A 17,977-nucleotide genomic window follows, 5' to 3' on the forward strand; every position below is an offset into this window, starting at 1 on the left:
AGCCTACATTTTTTTAAAAATCAGTGATACATTATGTCCGCCAAACCCTAAAGAGTTCGATAAAACAACATCCACATCTTTTTCCCTAGCAACATTCGGTACATAGTCTAGATCAAGCTCCGCGTCTGGCGTCTCATAATTAATGGTAGGAGGAACGACACCATCTTGAATAGCTAGTAGAGAAAAAATCGCTTCAATCGCACCAGCTGCACCGAGTAAATGCCCCGTCATTGATTTGGTTGAACTGACAGGAATAGAATAAGCAGATTCCCCAAATACTTCTTTAATCGCAACCGTTTCGTATAAATCATTATAATGGGTGCTTGTACCATGAGCATTAATATAATCAACTTGATCCACTGAAACATTCGCACCCTTTAATGCCAGCTTCATCGCACGTTGACCACCTTCGCCGTTAGGGGCTGGAGTTGTAATATGATACGCATCTCCAGTAGCTCCGTAGCCAACCATTTCTCCGTAAATATCAGCACCTCTAGCAAGTGCGTGATCTAATTCTTCAAGAATTAAAACACCTGCTCCTTCTCCGATCACGAAACCATCACGATTTTGATCAAATGGGCGACTTGCCGTGTTAGGATCAGGATTAGTGGAAAGAGCTGTCATGTTTGAAAAACCAGCAATCGTCATATCCGTAATTGCAGCTTCTGTCCCCCCTGTAATCATCGCGTCCATTTCCCCGTTTTGGATGACGCGAAATGCATCACCAATCGAATTCGCTCCTGAAGCACAGGCTGTGACAGAACAGTTATTAATCCCTTTTGCCCCAAGTTCAATGGAAACTCGGCCCGAAGCCATATCCGGAATTAACATCGGAATAATAAAAGGACTCACTCGTTTCGGTCCTTTGTCTAAGAAACGCTTGTGCTGTTCCTCAAATGCATCCAATCCCCCAATTCCAGATCCAATCCATACCCCGATTCTTTCAGGGTCAATTTGTTCTCCAATTTGAAGGTCTGCATCCTTTATCGCCATTTTACTGGCCGCAATCGCTAATTGAGTAAAGCGTGCCATTCTACGTGCTTCTTTTGGGTCCATGAAATCAGCTGGATTAAAATCCTTGACTTCTCCTGCTACTTTCACATTAAATTGGTCAGCATCTAATCTAGTAAGAGGACCAATTCCCGAAATTCCTTTTTTTACATTCTCCCAAGTTGTTTGAATATCATTTCCTAATGGAGTTACAGCACCAATTCCTGTAATGACGACACGTTTCTTCATAATCGATCTCTCCTATCAAATGAATGTTATTTTCCCCATCTTAAACAAAGTGAACCCCAAGTTAAACCGCCACCAAATCCAACAATCACAACGACATCGTCGTCGTTAATTAACCCTTTTTCAATCTCAGTAAATAACGCTAATGGGATAGAAGCCGCTGAGGTATTTCCATGCTTCGTTACCGTTGTTGATACTTTTTCTTTATCTAAACCCAATCGTTCTCTCGCTGCATCAATGATGCGCATATTCGCTTGGTGTGGTACAAGAAAATCTACTTCATCTTTTGACAAACCTGCTTTTGTGACTACATTCATACAGGACTCAGGCATTTGTCTAACAGCAAATTTAAACACTTCACTACCATTCATCGTCACGTAGTTCGTCTGATTATCCACGAGAAGATGTTTTCCGCCTGTTCCATCTGCTCCTAATTCAAAAGAAAGAATTCCTTTACCTTCAGACACTTCACTCAAAACGACTGCCCCTGCTCCATCACCGAACAGCACACATGTATTTCGGTCATTCCAATCTACAATTTTTGAAAATTTTTCACTTCCAATAACTAAAACATTCTTATATGTATTCGTTTCAATAAACTGTTTTCCTGTTACCAATGCGTAAACAAAACCAGAACATGCTGCACTTAAATCCATGGCTGGTGTATGTCTAATACCAAGTGCTTCTTGTACCATACAAGCAACGGTTGGAAATACATAATCAGGCGTTGCCGTCGCAACTAGGATTAAATCAATATCTTCAGGATGAAGGGAAGCATCTGCAATCGCTTTTTCCGCTGCTCGTATCGCCATATGAGAAGTGTCCATATCACTACTTGCAATTCTACGTTCTTCAATTCCTGTTCTTGATCGAATCCATTGATCACTTGTTTGTACTGACTTCTCAAGATCGCTATTTGTCACAACTTGCTCTGGTACATAAGCGCCTATACCGACGATCCCCACACATTTCATTTAATCACCCTAACTTATAAATTATGATCAGGTCATAATATCTCCTATAAAAATATATTACAGGAAAACACCGTAAAAATGAAGTTAAACTATAAAATAAGTAAATAGTTACATACAACCATAGAGCATTCTCACGGTTATCCGATTTACTAAAATACCTTTCCTTTTTATATGAGGTTTTTATCTTCTAAAAAAACACACTACTGCTATCCTTCGATAAAAAAATGCTTGAACCTGCACCGTAATTACACTAATGTTAAATTGGGGATTGTTCATAAAATTCACATTATTCATTTAAGAAGCGAAAGGATGATTATCAATGGAGTTTCATACTGCAGATCTTTGTGATGAACATCGTGAACGTGTAAAAGTAGCCGATTCTATCTTCACTTTGTACGGACAAAAAAGAGCTTTTTATGGACCTATTCATACGGTTAAAGTTTTTGAGGATAACGTACTTGTGAAACAAGCATTAGAAACGATTCCTAAAGAGAGTGTGCTTGTCGTTGATGGCGGTGGCTCTAAGAAATGTGCTCTCGTTGGAGACAATCTTGCTGAAATTGCGGTTAATCGCCAATTAGCTGGAGTGATTGTATTCGGTTGTATAAGAGATTGTGCCCAAATTAATGAAATGAATATAGGGATTTATGCCCTTGGTACGAATCCGTTGAAAAGCATAAAACAAGGAAAAGGACTTGAGAATGTCCCTGTTCAATTTGCAGGAATAAATTTTGAACCGGGTTCTTATTTATATGCAGATGAAGATGGGATCATCGTCGCTCGTGAACAGTTGGTCTAAATCCGATAAAAAGTATGTGAGGGTGGCCAGAATTCGACCACCCTCACATACGTTTAACGAAGGCCTAAACTAGCAAGGCCTATCACAGCTAACTTTTCTTGACCTGCAACTGTCGGGTGGATATCACCCACAAGGATATATTCGGCTTGATTTGTTCCTATGGCTTCAAAGGCATTAGCTAATAAGACATTTTCAAATTCTTCATTCAATTGGTACTGTGTCTCTAGAATTTTTGCATTAACACCTGGTAATATGCTTGTATGCGCTAATCCATGTAATGGATGATAATGATGGAACGGATTATAGACATTATAGATCACAATGGGGGCTTCAGTAAGGCTACGAATTTCTTTTGTAATGTTTGAGATATTATCATAAATGGGACTTGTTTCAACGGCAAAATTTAGTTTTAGTAGAAATTCTGAAAAATTACCATTACTCTCTAACTCTGCACGTGCAAGAGCTTGCAACAAATCATTATTACCGATCGTTAATGTAATATAATCTGCATGTCTAACCGCTTGACGAAATTTTTGCTCGGATCTTAAAGCGTGGAGCATTTGATCACTTCTCCAACCAGGGATTGACAGGTTTCTAACTCTCAAATTAGCTTCTTCACCCATAACATTTGGGAATCCAAATTTAGAAGGCTCTTCATTATCTTCTCCAAGATTATACCCGTATGGGATTGAATCGCCCAATCCAAGCAAATGCTGTTTTGCCTGATCGCTTTTAGCATAGGCAACTGTTGAAAATACTAAACTAAAAATAAGTAGAATGAGTAATGATTTTAATAGTTTAACCACAAGAACTCCCCCTCATCAATTGTAAGAGCTAACAAGTTTGAATTACATCGCGTTTTAAAAAGGAATCCTTCTTATTCTTTTTGGAAGAGACGGTCATCCCCTCCTTCCTACTATTTAGTTGTACATAGGAATACGAAGCATGGGCGTTGTATGTAAATCATATACTTATCTTAACAGTCGTGCTTGCATCTGTTAAGATTTTTTGTGGACATAATCATAAGCTGACGCCCTATAAAAAACGTGGTTAAATGCGTTTTCTTTTGTAGGCGTATCTCCTATTTCATTTTAACACATGTTGAAGGATTTTCCCCTCCGTTAAAAGTTGGATATCGATATCTCCCATCTTATATATCTTTGCTTTGATAGATAGGAGCCTCCATCGGAAAAGTTAGCCACTGCCTGCTCAGAGTTTAAAATGTCTTGTATAATTTCCCCTTTTACTACAAAAGCAATATTCGAATTAAATCCACTTGCATTATGAGGATTAGCAGAGGTAATAAGGGCTTCCTATTCTGTAGCCATAGCTTTACGATGATTTCCTTTTAAGTTAAGCATCCTCAAGTATGACCCAAGCGTAACTTTTGCTCCATTCTTACTAAACGAATTTTGTAACCATCCTTCTCCCTCTGTTCCAAAGACATGTAAAAAAGCACGCCAAAAACCTGAATATAAGGGGTTAGCATCTCTTAAATGAGTTAGGTTTTCATAGTTCCTTCTTATTATGAGTTCGTTCAGTTCATATAGAGTTCCGTATGAAGCAAAAATCATTCATGAAAAAGGGGAAAAGCTTAATAAAAAAGAATGGACGTTTGTTCGCCCATTCTTTCCTTATGCAATAAATTCAGTAAATCCTAAAATGAATAGAACCCAGATTCCAATTAACATATGAGAGAAACATACTCCTATCAGCGAACGTTGGCGAGCGAAGAGAAAGCCCCAATAAATGCCGGGTACAAATGCTACGAGTGCAAATAACGTCCCAATATGAGAATGAGCCATGGCAAAAAGCAAATTGGAAAGTACGACGGCAATGGCTAATTTGTGTTTTGAATCTGGTAAATATTGATAAAGAGCAGTTTGTAGTCCTGCTCTTGCGATAAATTCCTGAACAACAGAAAAAACAATATAGACAACGACTAATAAGATAAACATCTGATAGGAGAAGCCAATGTCTGCAAGCGCTGCAGATGGATTAAATAATGGAATGTCCGTAAAGGCGGGTATGAAAGTAATTAATCCCCATTTAATCAATAAGAAGAAAAGCAAAATAGGAGCAGTAAGAATGGTCGCTTCTTTCAAGTTTTCCTTCCAATTATCAAATGTTACGCCAAATGTCCTGAAGGAGTATGGACTTCTTTTCATTAATTTGTACATAATCCAGGCAAAACAAATAATTAGTGCGATATCTACATAGGTAGAAACCCCAAATTCTGAAACAAATCCTTGTAATGCGCCTAAGCTTAACGTATAAATCGAAAGAATACATAGCAGATAAATGGTGAAAGATCCAAGGGCATAGTAATTTTTTATCTGTTTTTGATTTCTATTAACATCGCTTGTTAGTTGTTTTACAAGTTTATTTAGTAGTTTAATCTGAAGCGGTTGGTACCGATTGGTTAAAAAGATCTTGTCTACATTAATCATCACTAACGTGGAAGGTTCACGTGCGATAACCGAATGGATCGGTGTTTCTGTTGATTTAAGAGCACCGACAAAATCTCCAGCTTCTCGGATCGTAATGGGATGTTTTGACATCGCTTCTTCAAGTACAACATTAAGACTTCCTGTTTTTACCAAGTAAAAGGCTTGATTGTAATGACCCTCTTTTATCATGTATTGTCCTTCATCTACATGAATTTCTTCAGAAAACATCGTAATTAATTTGATCTCATCGTCCGATAACTCATGTGATAACTGGTTGCTTCTTATATCAGTAACTAAATTTAAATTAGTAGTAGCCACTTTCATCTTCTCCTAATTAATCGAATCAATATCTATTCATTATACGGGAGTTTCTATCCGTTATATAGCAAAGGTGACCGGTAAATTATAGTAACTCAGGTGTAGTGAGACAAAAAAGGCTTACTGAGTAAATACTCAATAAGCCGACCGATTTAGTGATATAAACCTTTTTCTATAGCCTTCCAGAACTGTTCATCTTCTTGTCCCATTCTCCACATTGATACTCCGCCTAAGTTATACGTATGAACAAGTCTCGTTTTGATTTCGATACTCTTTTCATTCTCGAACCATACGATGTGCTTGTCTCCATTTGATTCTGTATATTCAAAATACGGACTTTGAACGGTACTATTCCATTGAACGATTGCCTTTGTTGTTTCAATAAGTGCTTGTACATTTTTCCATGTAAGAGCTCTGTTTTTTGTAGAATTTGTCAAATTCCAATCATACGCATAAGCTGGTAAACCAATGAGTAATTTTTCAGAGGGAATCTCACTTGTCGCGTATTTTAACACGTTTTCCACCCAGTCAGCACCGGCAACAGGACCAGGAGTTCCCCAAGAGCCATGTTGATCATAACTCATCAATTGGATGTAATCCGCTAATTCTCCTAACACTTTATATTCAAAGGTTCCACTCCATGCCCATGTTGGAAAATCTCCTGTTTTAGCCGGAACAGAAACGATAACTGGATATTCATTGGCATGAAATACATCCACTAATTCTTTCACAAATTGATTGAAATGAGCGCGATCACTCGCTAACATATTTTCAAAATTTAAATTAATTCCTTTATATCCTTTAGATTTTACTAGTTCAAGCATATTCATAATCGTTGTTTCTCTTAATTTAGAATCAGATAGAATCCGATTCGCCAAACTAGGATCGAATTTATTTTGCACGGTTACAAAAGGTTGAACCCCGTTCGCATTGGCAAAATCAACGCCTTCTTTAGGATCAAATCCTTCAATGGTCCCATTTGCTGTTACATCATAGGACGCCGTTGCAATAGCATTCATATAAGAATGATAGCTCGTTAATGAATGATAAGAAGTTAAATCCGTTGTCCAATACTTCGTATAATAACCAAGTTTCATAAAATTCGTTGGGTTTTCTTCTTCTACAGGTGGTTCAGGAGTAACAACTGGTTTTTCAGGAGCTGGTTCACTATCGACCGTTTTGTTGTTATTTTTTCCATTGCCATTTCCTTTTCCATTGTTGTTCGTGCTTAATGGTTCGATTTCACTTGAGTTAGGCTCGACAACTTCAACGCTCTCTTTTTGATTGCCTTTTCCGTTTGATTTTGAAGCTTCAATCAATATGTGGAACGAGCCAAAAGCTAATAAAAAAGCTAGTAAAATAGGAAAAAACTTTCTTAGTTTCATGTTGTTATCTCCTCTTTATAGTATTTCCCTACTAGATAACTATACTATGAGAAAATTTGGTCTCCTACTGGGAAATAGAGGTAAAAGATTTTTGGGAACGACACTTTATATATGAAAAAAACCTGTGAATGTTAAATTCACAGGGCCTTATAGATGAAAGAACTAGCTAGAGAGCCGTTCAACTATCTCTTGTTTCTTATTGATCGTTAAATGTACTTGTCGAATTCTTTTTTCTTCTGCATTTGTTATTCTAATCGTTAAATCTTGATATGAAAATTCTTCACCCTCTTTTGGAATTCGTTGAAATTCTTCAATCAACCAGCCACCTAATGTATGGTTCGAGGTTGATGGTGCATCCATATCTACAAATTGAGCAAAATCATCAATGGAATAATCTGCATTGACAACGTAATTAGATGGCCCCACCTGTTTGACTTGATTCACACTTATATCATGTTCATCCCAAATTTCACCAACGATTTCTTCCAATATGTCTTCTAAGGTAATCAAACCTGACGTACCCCCAAATTCATCAATGACAATAGCCATATGAACCTTTTTCTTTTGTAATTCGGGAAGTAGGGTTGATATTTTCATAGATTCAACCACGAATAAAGGGTGTCGGATAAGTGAACGAATTTCAATGCTGTCACCATGTTGGATGTAAGCTGTTAAAAAGTCTCTCTCAGACAAAATCCCAATAATATTATCAACATTCCCTTCATAGACGGGGAGTCTTGAAAACCGTTCTTTGAAAAAAACATCTTTAATTTCCGTTACACTTTGATTCACTTCTACTGCAATCATATCTGGGCGTGGTTTTAAAATTTCATGGACAATAATGTCATCAAATTCTAAAGAACGATGCACCATCTCTTTTTCGTTCTTCCCGATCACACCTTCATCCTCACTGATTTGTACAAGCATTTTAATTTCTTCTTCAGTGACAGATGGTGTATGATCTTTGTTTTTCACAAATAATGAAACGAGCTTTTTAAGCTGTAAGAATAGCCAAGTTATGGGATAAAACACTTGTATTAATAATAAGAGTAATCCTGACGTTTTCAAGGCATAACTTTCGGCATATTCTTTTGCTAAAGACTTCGGAATGATTTCACCGAAGATTAATACTAGAATGGTCACAACAAATGTACTGATGAAAACACCAAGACTAGGACCAAACAGTCGAATTGCAATTTGTGAAGAAAGCGTTGCTGCTGCAATGTTTACAAGGTTATTACCAACCAACAGGGTTGAGAGCGTTTTATCGAAATCCTCGGCTATTTGAACTGCCTTCTTGGCCCCCCTCCTTCCTTCCCCTTCATAATTCCTAAGACGAATCTTATTTACACTTGAAAAGGCTGTTTCAGCAGAAGAAAAAAAGGCTGACAAAAGCAATAACACGATAAATAACGCAATCAAACTCGACGGAACATCGTCCATCTAAACATCACACTCCAATTTTTGTATTAAGATTATTTTATAACTAAATGTTTAGTTTAGCTACTGTTCTTTTTAATTCGAAATAAGCTAACAAATACGCACTAATCCAACCTGTAATAAAAGCAAGTGTACTGATTAAAAACAAAGTAAAATTAGATTCAATGCCTGGGTAAACCACCACAATGGAACCGATGATAAAACCAATCATTACGGCATACATACCTGTTTTGTACTGTGCTAATAAATAAGTAATTAATCTACTAGTTAGGACAAGTCCAATGGCAATGCCAGAACCAACTGCCACAATAATCGATAGATTGAAAGTTGATAAGGCATTGATCACAGTCGGATAAACACCTAGAAGCAAAAAGATAAAAGATCCACTAACGCCAGGTAAAATCATCGCAGAACTTGCCATCCATCCAGCAAAAAATAATAAAAGATATTCAGTCCAACCTAAATGACCCATAGCTGTGGCTAGTTCATTTTCTTCACCGAAGATGGTTGCTCCTACAACCATTGCACCTATTGCAAGTAAGACATAGTGTTTCGGTCTAAATGATTTGCCTATAGTCAATGTCTTTTAACAACGTTGGGATGATTCCTATAATTAAACCTAGGAACAAGAAAAAAGTAGGTTGCGGATAGGCAACGAGTAACCATTCAATTAAATGACTAATAGACAGTAATGCCACAATAATGCCTAGTACAAGCGGCATGAGAAAGACAAGATGTTTTTTCCATTCCTTTGTAAATAGACCATTAATGGCTGCAATTAATCGTTGATAAATTCCTAGGACAAGAGCGATCGTTCCCCCGCTTACTCCAGGGATCAAATCACTAATCCCCATCGTCATACCTTTTAAAATATTACGCCATTCAATCAAGTCTCATTCTCCTTTTAATGTATCTTATAATCTTAGATTTTGCTAATATAACAAATTCTTTCATTTGTCATCCAAACTCTTGTTAGTTCTTACCCGAGAATCCAAAGCACGAAGGCGCCAGCAGCAAAACAGTAACGAAAAATTAATGAGCTTCTCCCTTTCATAATGTTCATAAACCACTTCAACGAGTAATAAGAAGCAATAACTACATCTTCCTCATTCAAACTTCTCATTTGTCACTATATAAACCAATGGTCGCCTCTCTTTTTCACCTTTTTTTAAAATGACAAAAGACCTCTACCAAAAGGCACAGGTCTAAAATATAAATTAAAAGACCTCTACCATTGGTAAAGGTCTGGCAAACAACATGATATGTTGCCAATAAAGCCGAGGATTTGATCCCGTGATGACGACTTTATTGTACAGCTACTCGCCTTTAAATAGGTGTATGCAATTATTGAATTTATATTAGTTGAATTCGATATATAAGACAACTCATTTTAAATGTTTTACTTAATTTCTCACAATTATATAGACCAAATAAATAACATAAACAACCGTTAATATTAGTCCTTCTGTTTTACCAACTCTAAAATTGGTACGAGAGAAAATCAACAACAAGAAGGTTAATAGGATCATGATGGATACATCCAAAAAAATTCTCGTGTCCACACCAAGTGGCGCAATCACAGAAGATGCACCAAGAACAAATAGAATATTAAAGATATTGCTCCCAACAATATTCCCTAACGCAATTTCACTTTTTTTCTTTATTGCAGCCGTTATAGATGTCACTAATTCAGGTAAAGATGTTCCTACAGCCACAATTGTTAAACCAACTAATGTTTCACTCATACCAAGGGCATAGGCAATTTCCGTACTGCTTCTAACGACTAAGTCTCCCCCAAAAATGATCGCTGCCAGGCCAAGAACCGTAAAAAAGATCGATTTCTTCCACGCTGTTGCTTCTGGCTTACTTTTTTCTTCAATAGAAAGAGTGTCCTTATGATTTCGTACAACTTCAAAAATATAATAAAGAAAAACAGCGAAAATCAGCAGCAATACTAATCCTTCACTACGTGTAATCACATTACTACTAGCAGATTGTAACATCACGTCACTTATAAAAATAAATAGAACAGCACTTGCTAACAATGTAAAAGGGATTTCTTTTCGGATCGTATCATTTTCCACTTTTAGAGGAGTAAGCATAGCTGTTATACCGATGACAAGAGTAATATTAAATATGTTACTTCCCACCACATTCCCAATGGCTACATCTGCATTCCCATTCAAAGCGGCCAATATACTTACGGTAGCTTCAGGTGAACTCGTACCAAATGCCACGATGGTTAATCCGATCAACAAAGGAGAGATATCAAGCATTTTGGCGATGTTCGATGATCCATCAACAAAATAATTAGCTCCTTTTATCAACAAAATAAAACCGACAAACAACAAAAGATATGCCATTTTTTACACCAACCTATTCTGATCATTTGTTTAAAATTTCCTTTAATTGTAGAGTGTGAATAGATTATAGTTGTAATTCGAAGAAAAAAATATCCATTCGATTATTTGATTTTAGGGCAGTATTTTTTAACAGCAAAAGGTCATTCAGAGATTAATCCTCAATTAGCCTTTTCTTAACTATTTTTGATAAGGAATGTAGAGATCATCTGTGTTATTTATAACAGAAATTGTAAATTTGTTCATATCCTACAAGATCTAATGTGAAAGAAGTGGCTGAATGTATTGATTCTTAGCGAAAAACAAACAAAATCCCTTCAAATATTTTTTTGAAGGGAAACGAAATATAGAAATTTTAATTAAAAACTCTTCAGTGAGCTCCATTTACATCACTTTTCTTAAATATAAACATTGCGCCTCAATTAATTGCGTCGCATGTAAAATTTATTCGTTAAATTCAACCCTTATGCGCCAGATCAAAACTTTATGCTTCCATCATCACGCAAGCACTCTTCTTTAACTTTAAATTGCTATCCTGTAGTAATCCGTCTGGAACTTTTCTCTTGTTCTTCAACAAATTCATTTCTCTCGCCACCATCAGAAAGTTCCTCTGCAAATTCTTGATCTTCCACAGGAGTATCGTCTAACCAGTGTTCCAAGGGTTCACATTGTTCTTTATCTTTTTTCATTCAAATTTCCTCCTACTTGTTCAAATTTTGTTGCGCCATACGGATCATCTCTTTCACCATGCTTCCTCCAATTTTGCCACCAACTTCTCCAGCTTGTTTGGAGGTCAGTGTACCGTTATATCCTTTTTTCAATGGGATATTTAACTCTTTCGCTACTTCAAATTTCACTTGATCAGGCTCATTTGAATTATCAGTATACCCTTGTTGCGCCATGACTTTATTTTTAAATTGATTAACGGCCTGTTGTGCCTCTGGTACGAGTAGCCTCTTTTTTCTAGCCAAATCAATCATCTCCAATTTTACTAATATACTTTTATCTTCCCACCCACTGTTAAAATCTTTCCTAGTACATTTTGGCTATATTCTTTGCTGATCAAAAAAAAGAACCATGGACAGCTCATGGTTCTAACCCTTAATCCATATTTTTACCGTAAAAAATTTCATCCATCTCGGTAGTCAGTTTGTTCGTAATTTCTTCTGCTTCCCCTGGATGTAAATCTACCTTTGTGGTTCCAAATAAATAATTATCTAAATCAAAATCCTTTAACTTACATTTTGTATGAAAGGTGTTTTCCTGATAAATATTCACATCAATCATGTCGTATAACTTTTTTACTTCGTCAGGAATATAATTTTGAATGGAATTAATATCGTGGTCGATAAATAATTTATGACCTTTAATATCTCTCGTAAAACCTCGGACTCGGTAATCCATTGTCATAATATCTGTTTCAAATGAATGAATTAAATAGTTCAACGCTTTTAATGGTGAAATTTCACCACAAGTAGACACATCGATGTCTGCTCTAAATGTGCTAATTCCCTCATATGGATGGAATTCTGGATACGTATGAACGGTAATATGACTTTTGTCTAATCCCATCACAACCGCCTCAGGTAATGGACCTGGAGATTCATCATAAGATTCATCTGGAACTTCTACAACCGGTCCTTCAGAGACTAATAATGTAACGCTAGCCCCTTGTGGTACGAAGTCTTGTTTCGCCACATTTAGAACATGTGCACCAATGATTTCTGTAACGTTCTCTAGTATTTTTGTTAAACGATCTGCATTATATTGTTCATCGATATATTCAATATAAGCTTCGCGCTCTTCTTTTGTCTTTGTATAACATACATCATACATATTAAAACTTAGAGATTTAGTAAGGTTATTAAAGCCATGTAATGTGATTCGGTCCTCAGGTGATAGCATGATTTAGATCCCCTTATTCTTTAGTCCTTTTCCTGTTCAATATCATTCATCTTACTTAGTATGTTACCCAACTTATACAATCTAAAACAATAAAATAAGATGTACTAATTTATAACTAGAGTAGCAAACGTCTTTTAAAGGAAATACTTATGAAGAGAGAATGTTCAATAGATCTAACATGAAAACCAACAGAATGGAGTGTAAATATGCGCGCAGTTACCTATCAAGGGCCGAATCACGTAGAAGTATCACAAGTAGAAGATGCAAAAATAGAAAAAAAAGATGATGTCATTGTTCGCATTACATCCACGGCCATTTGTGGGTCTGATCTTCATTTATATCAAGGGAATATGCCCTTACCTAAAGGCTATAGCATTGGTCATGAACCGATGGGAATCGTAGAAGAAGTTGGACCGGATGTAACAAAAGTAAAAAAAGGAGACCGTGTCGTTGTCCCTTTTAATGTGGCCTGTGGACATTGTACCTATTGCAACCATGGAGAAACCAGTCAATGTGATAATTCGAACCCCCATTATGATTCTGGTGGTTATTTAGGTTACACAGAAAAATTTGGAAATCATCCAGGGGGACAAGCAGAGTATTTGAAAGTTCCATTTGGGAACTTCACCCCATTTGTTATCCCCGAATCGTGTGAGTTAGAAGATGAATCTCTTCTCTTTTTGTCTGACGTATTACCAACCGCATACTGGAGCGTTGAACACGCAGGTGTCAAAAAAGGAGATACCGTCATTGTACTTGGGTGTGGACCTGTTGGGTTGATGACACAAAAATACGCCTGGTTAAAAGGCGCAAAGCGCGTCATTGCGATTGATTACTTAGATTATCGTCTAGCACATGCTAAAAAAATGAATCCTGTTGAAGTGTATGATTTCACAGATTTCCCAGACATGGGTGAGCATTTGAAGGAAATTACATCTGGTGGTGCCGACGTTGTTATTGATTGCGTTGGGATGGACGGAAAAAAATCGCCACTAGAATTTATTGAACAAAAATTAAAACTACAAGGTGGGACACTTGGTCCTATTCAAATTGCGACAAAAGCAGTTCGAAAAACAGGAGTTGTACAGCTAACGGGGGTATATGGTGCTAATTATAATAACTTCCCTCTCGGCCCATTCTTCTCTCGCAACATCACGATAAAAATGGGACAAGCACCCGTAATTCCAATCATGCCTAAACTATTTGAACAAATAGTTAATAATGAGTACGATCCTAAGGAAATCATCACTCATAAAGTTTCACTCGATGAAGCAAGCCAAGCCTATAAAATCTTTAATGATCATGAAGATAATTGTATTAAAGTTGTACTGAAGCCGTAATTCTAAGAAGTGCCGCATTAAATGTGGCACTCATTTTTTTTGAAAAATTTATCTTTTTTAGTGTCACAAATGCCTACCTCTGAATAAGGTGTTGTAGAAAAAGGAGGAGAAAAATTATGCAAAATTATCCATGGAATCAAATGCAACAACCAGGTACAACCGCCCCAACATCTCAACCGTATCAAGCTCAACAAGCACCAATGGGACCACCTCATCAAGGTGCCGTAGATCCGAGCATGCAACACCAGCAAATGTACGATCTATGTCAACAATACATGCACCACCTCGTACAATTTCAAACAAGTGATGGTCAAACGGTGGATGGCATCATTGATGGCATTGATCGTGATGGAGTAAGCATGCTAGTTCCTGATGGTGATGATGATCAAGCACAAACGACTCATAGCGAACTCAGATATGGATATCCTGGTTATGGTGGGTATGGCGGTTATCCTGGATACGGCTATGGTTACCCGAGAAGATTCCGCAGATTCAGACGTCGGCGTTTTCCTTTTTACTTGTTATCAAGCTTGCTTTTCCCGTACTTCTACTAAATTTAATATAAGAGACCAGCAACTAGTATGCTGGTCTCTCTATATTAAAATCCTCAATCAACTCTAAATGAAAGATACCCACCTGATTCTCCTCTTACAGGTTTGTAAAAGAAGTAGAATAATTACGAATGGCGGGTCGACCACTCCAGTTTCTATCAGGAATCTTGACATCAAAATTCATTTTATATAAAAGGGTTGTCATGGCATGGTACTCCTCACTAGTGACCTCGAAATCAAACACAATTCTCTTCACTTTTGGTCAATAATTTCATCATAATAACATAAGGCCTTGATAGGAATTTTATTTAAAATTACTGTTGAAATCATAATCAATCCTCCAAAAACATTCGGACAGCTTTTCTTTGTTTTTTATAAACGCTCTTGCCTAACTCAATCATTTCATCCATACATTTCACATCATCAAAAGGAACCTCTGTACCTAATTGCTCATTTAACCGAAAATATCGTTCTTTTAAAAGGTGTTGGCAATGATACGTAATCGATTCTGATGATAAATCTAATGCTAAATCAAGCAGTTTCGGTGTTATTTTCATAAACGGAAATTGAAAAGGAAGCCACTTTTTAATGCCCCAAAATTTGTCCTTTCCAATCTTATATTCAATTTCTTGCAGCCCAGTCCCGACCGAAAATATTTTTATATCCTCGAGATTCTTTTTAAAATGTTGTAATGCTTCCGTCACACAAACCATAGAGGGGTTATTTGCCCATAATCCGCCATCAACGGACAAATATTGGTTTTTAATATTGTTTGGTGGGAAATAAACAGGAGCTGAGCAAGAGGATAAAACAGCATCCCATAATTTAATGGATAAATCTTCACTTTCCGGATGGCCATAATTTGAACGAAATACATAAGGTCTGCCATGAGTCACATCAACAGCTGGTATTAGTAAAGGTCTATCTATATCAGAAAGCGTTAATTCCCCGAAATTATTTTTAAAATATTTTCGCAAATACCGATCACTGTAGACACTTTTAAAAATCCCTATTTGCGCTTGACGGGTAAATATTTGTTTCCCGAATTTCTTGTAGCTCTTTAAAACATCTTTCATCGGTTTCTTCAACACTACAGATGTAGCAATAATTGCACCTGTGCTCGTTCCTGCAATCACATCAAATAGATCAGCAATCGGTTTTTTATACTCGTCCTCCATCGCTTTTAACATAGATACAGCAAGAATACCCCGAATTCCTCCACCATCTATACATAAAAATTTCAAGTAACTCACCTAATTTACGTTATTTTCCTCTTAGTTTCTCCTGATGCATGACGGAGTATGTTCATTGTTTTCATTTTCCTTTCATGCCAATGAAATTTAAACCTTGCAAACGAATAGAACACACCCCAAGAGAGATATTAACAGTAGTAGGAAAAAGGAGGAGAAATGATGGAAGAGAAACAACCTATGGTGTTTGACCGCTACATCGCTGCAGATCTTAGTCCAGACCTGCTAAACAGAGTCATGATGTTAGAGTCGGAAATTCGTAATGCCACGGATAAAGACGTTGTTTTAATTGCATATGAGGAAAGTCAGCACAATCCAACCTAAGACAGAAGACCCTCTTTCATGCGAGGGTTTTCTTAAATATTTGCTTGAAATATTCTAAATATCGAATCCTCGCTCAAGTGCTCTCGGAATAATCGTCTTTCTTTTTAACTCTAGCGATGCTTCATTTGCCCAGTATGGATTTCTCAACATCCCGCGACCAACTGCGACAAGATCGGCTTTTCCATCACGAATAACCTGGTCACTATAGGTAGCATTCTCCATTCGTCCAACAGCAATGACTGGAACATCTAGTGCTTTTTTAATGCTTGCTGCTAAATCGACTTGATAGCCTTCCCCTGAATATTCTGGACCATTGTTGCTTTCCCCTCCAGATGAAATATGGAACAAGTCAATACCAGCTTCACGGTATTCCTTCACAAGATTGATCGAGTAATCAAGTTGATAACCCTCTTCTGCATACTCGACCGCTGAAATTCGAAAAATTAGAGGCATACATTCGGGCATTAACCGCCGAGCAGCTTGGATCATTTCTTTCCCGAACAAGGCTCTATCCTGCCCATATTTATCGGATCGCTTATTTGTGAAAGGTGAATGAAACTGATGAATCAAGTACCCATGTGCGCCATGAATCTCAATGGCATCCACTCCAGCTTGAACGGCACGCTTAAAGGCTTGTTCAAACTTTACGACCATTGCTTCTGCTTCTGCCGTTGAAAGTTCTTTTGGAGTATTGAATCTATCGGAGAAAGCCGTCGACGTTGAAGACACAGGAACTACTGCATCCTCCGCTTTTCTTCCTGCATGTGCAATTTGAATCGCCACTTTTGCCCCGTAACTTTGACAAGCTCTTATAATTCTCTCAAATGCGGGAACATGATCATCTTCCCAAATCCCTAAATCATAATCGGAAATACGACCATCTGGTTCGACATCTGTCATTTCTATAATGATTAAACTAGTTCCACCAATCGCTCTACTTGTATAGTGACTATAATGCCAATCATATGGATCTAATAAGGAAGCCATTTGTCTTTTCCCCCTCTCCTTACAGTTTTTTTGATACTTCAAAACGGTTAAGTTTAACAGGGTCTGCTAATAGGTATGGAGCCTTCAAACCGAAAATCTTAAAATAATCGGTATTATTATGAAACTCAAGTGCTTCTGCATCCACCCATTCTTCTACCATGACAAATGCATAGCGATTGACGGTATCTTCGTACAAATGACACGAAATATTTCCTTCTTCCGCCTCTGAACCTTTAATTAAGTCTTGAACATGATCTAAAAAAACCTCTCGTTTATCAGGGACAACCTTAATATGAGCATGTATCACAATCATGGTTATTCCTCCTTTTTGTGAATGAGTACGATGAACGAATTTGTCCATCGTATCAATAACTAAGCTAATTTGGCTAAGATTTCTCATCACGGATAAATGCCGGCTCATCTTCAGCTGCTAGATTTATTGTATAAACAGTACTTTTTTCCTTTACATTCAAAACCCTTCGCTAAGCCAATGATTGTAGCTTCATGACCTACCACCAATAAGTTTAGTGAATTCATCTTATAGATATTTTGGGGAGTAATTACAAAAAATTCGCTTCATTTGTATGCGTACCATAAAAATACACCCTCGGACTATGAAATCACCTTAAACGACAGGACATCCTCTTCTCCGATGACA

Annotated in this window: 18 protein-coding genes and 1 pseudogene; 4 read left to right on the top strand and 15 right to left on the bottom strand. The window is 37.1% G+C overall.

Translation table 11 applies throughout. From position 1 onward, the window contains the following. Positions 1-3 precede the first annotated feature (3 nt). Positions 4-1,239 (bottom strand): beta-ketoacyl-ACP synthase II, encoded by a 1,236-nt coding sequence (fabF, locus tag PQ474_RS03055; RefSeq protein WP_273840472.1) that lies wholly within the window; start codon positions 1,237-1,239, stop codon positions 4-6. Between the two features lie 26 nt (positions 1,240-1,265). Continuing rightward, complete coding sequence (locus PQ474_RS03060) at positions 1,266-2,201, bottom strand: beta-ketoacyl-ACP synthase III (protein WP_273840908.1); 936 nt, start codon at positions 2,199-2,201, stop codon at positions 1,266-1,268. 328 nt (positions 2,202-2,529) lie between these two features. On the opposite strand from PQ474_RS03060, the gene rraA reads away from it, so the two are divergent. After that, positions 2,530-3,009, top strand: a complete 480-nt coding sequence (gene rraA / locus PQ474_RS03065) for a ribonuclease E activity regulator RraA (protein ID WP_273840473.1) — start codon at positions 2,530-2,532, stop codon at positions 3,007-3,009. 53 nt (positions 3,010-3,062) lie between these two features. Here the strand turns inward: rraA and PQ474_RS03070 are convergent, their stop codons facing one another. The 9 genes and pseudogenes from PQ474_RS03070 to speD all read right to left on the bottom strand — a co-directional run bounded on the left by PQ474_RS03070 (position 3,063) and on the right by speD (position 12,870). Continuing rightward, a complete protein-coding gene (locus PQ474_RS03070; RefSeq protein ID WP_273840474.1) occupies positions 3,063-3,815 on the bottom strand; it encodes a GDSL-type esterase/lipase family protein in 753 nt (250 codons plus the stop codon). 828 nt (positions 3,816-4,643) lie between these two features. Further along, a complete protein-coding gene (locus PQ474_RS03075) occupies positions 4,644-5,777 on the bottom strand; it encodes a CPBP family glutamic-type intramembrane protease (RefSeq protein ID WP_273840475.1) in 1,134 nt (377 codons plus the stop codon). Positions 5,778-5,929: 152 nt separating this feature from the next. Next, the gene (locus PQ474_RS03080; RefSeq protein ID WP_273840476.1) at positions 5,930-7,162 is read right to left on the bottom strand and encodes a glycosyl hydrolase family 18 protein; all 1,233 of its coding nucleotides are present in this window, start codon (positions 7,160-7,162) and stop codon (positions 5,930-5,932) included. A gap of 162 nt (positions 7,163-7,324) precedes the next feature. Then, positions 7,325-8,605 carry a hemolysin family protein gene (locus tag PQ474_RS03085; RefSeq protein ID WP_273840477.1) on the bottom strand — a complete coding sequence of 427 codons (1,281 nt, stop codon included), beginning with the start codon at positions 8,603-8,605 and terminating at the stop codon, positions 7,325-7,327. 43 nt (positions 8,606-8,648) lie between these two features. Continuing rightward, positions 8,649-9,489 (bottom strand): annotated as a pseudogene (locus tag PQ474_RS26535) (DUF368 domain-containing protein). A gap of 516 nt (positions 9,490-10,005) precedes the next feature. Further along, positions 10,006-10,965, bottom strand: a complete 960-nt coding sequence (locus PQ474_RS03095) for a calcium/sodium antiporter (protein ID WP_273840479.1) — start codon at positions 10,963-10,965, stop codon at positions 10,006-10,008. A gap of 527 nt (positions 10,966-11,492) precedes the next feature. Beyond that, positions 11,493-11,651: a hypothetical protein gene (locus tag PQ474_RS03100; RefSeq protein WP_273840481.1), complete on the bottom strand. Its 159-nt coding sequence runs from the start codon at positions 11,649-11,651 to the stop codon at positions 11,493-11,495. A 12-nt stretch (positions 11,652-11,663) separates the two neighbouring features. Then, a complete protein-coding gene (locus tag PQ474_RS03105) occupies positions 11,664-11,942 on the bottom strand; it encodes an alpha/beta-type small acid-soluble spore protein (RefSeq protein WP_390186693.1) in 279 nt (92 codons plus the stop codon). A 121-nt stretch (positions 11,943-12,063) separates the two neighbouring features. Next, positions 12,064-12,870 carry an adenosylmethionine decarboxylase gene (speD, locus tag PQ474_RS03110; protein ID WP_273840909.1) on the bottom strand — a complete coding sequence of 269 codons (807 nt, stop codon included), beginning with the start codon at positions 12,868-12,870 and terminating at the stop codon, positions 12,064-12,066. Between the two features lie 203 nt (positions 12,871-13,073). Between speD and PQ474_RS03115 the strand changes: the two genes are divergently transcribed. Together PQ474_RS03115 and PQ474_RS03120 are read left to right on the top strand one after the other, a co-directional pair. Further along, positions 13,074-14,207, top strand: coding sequence for a zinc-dependent alcohol dehydrogenase (locus PQ474_RS03115; RefSeq protein ID WP_273840485.1), 1,134 nt, complete (start codon positions 13,074-13,076; stop codon positions 14,205-14,207). Positions 14,208-14,323: 116 nt separating this feature from the next. Beyond that, positions 14,324-14,761: a hypothetical protein gene (locus PQ474_RS03120; RefSeq protein ID WP_273840487.1), complete on the top strand. Its 438-nt coding sequence runs from the start codon at positions 14,324-14,326 to the stop codon at positions 14,759-14,761. A gap of 94 nt (positions 14,762-14,855) precedes the next feature. Here the strand turns inward: PQ474_RS03120 and PQ474_RS03125 are convergent, their stop codons facing one another. After that, on the bottom strand, positions 14,856-15,014 hold the full coding sequence (locus PQ474_RS03125) for a DUF3219 family protein (protein ID WP_390292466.1): 159 nt from the start codon (positions 15,012-15,014) through the stop codon (positions 14,856-14,858). Positions 15,015-15,090: 76 nt separating this feature from the next. Then, complete coding sequence (locus tag PQ474_RS03130) at positions 15,091-16,011, bottom strand: CBASS cGAMP-activated phospholipase (protein ID WP_273840490.1); 921 nt, start codon at positions 16,009-16,011, stop codon at positions 15,091-15,093. 159 nt (positions 16,012-16,170) lie between these two features. On the opposite strand from PQ474_RS03130, the gene PQ474_RS03135 reads away from it, so the two are divergent. Beyond that, the gene (locus tag PQ474_RS03135; RefSeq protein ID WP_273840492.1) at positions 16,171-16,332 is read left to right on the top strand and encodes a hypothetical protein; all 162 of its coding nucleotides are present in this window, start codon (positions 16,171-16,173) and stop codon (positions 16,330-16,332) included. A gap of 54 nt (positions 16,333-16,386) precedes the next feature. Here PQ474_RS03135 and PQ474_RS03140 read toward each other — a convergent pair whose 3' ends face one another. Together PQ474_RS03140 and PQ474_RS03145 are read right to left on the bottom strand one after the other, a co-directional pair. Further along, positions 16,387-17,319, bottom strand: coding sequence for an oxidoreductase (locus PQ474_RS03140; protein WP_273840494.1), 933 nt, complete (start codon positions 17,317-17,319; stop codon positions 16,387-16,389). A 19-nt stretch (positions 17,320-17,338) separates the two neighbouring features. Next, positions 17,339-17,632: a putative quinol monooxygenase gene (locus PQ474_RS03145; RefSeq protein WP_273840495.1), complete on the bottom strand. Its 294-nt coding sequence runs from the start codon at positions 17,630-17,632 to the stop codon at positions 17,339-17,341. Between the last annotated feature and the right edge of the window lie 345 nt (positions 17,633-17,977).

The organism is Halalkalibacter alkalisediminis (assembly GCF_028610705.1).
Classification (GTDB): Bacteria; Bacillota; Bacilli; order Bacillales; family Bacillaceae_D; genus Halalkalibacter; species Halalkalibacter alkalisediminis.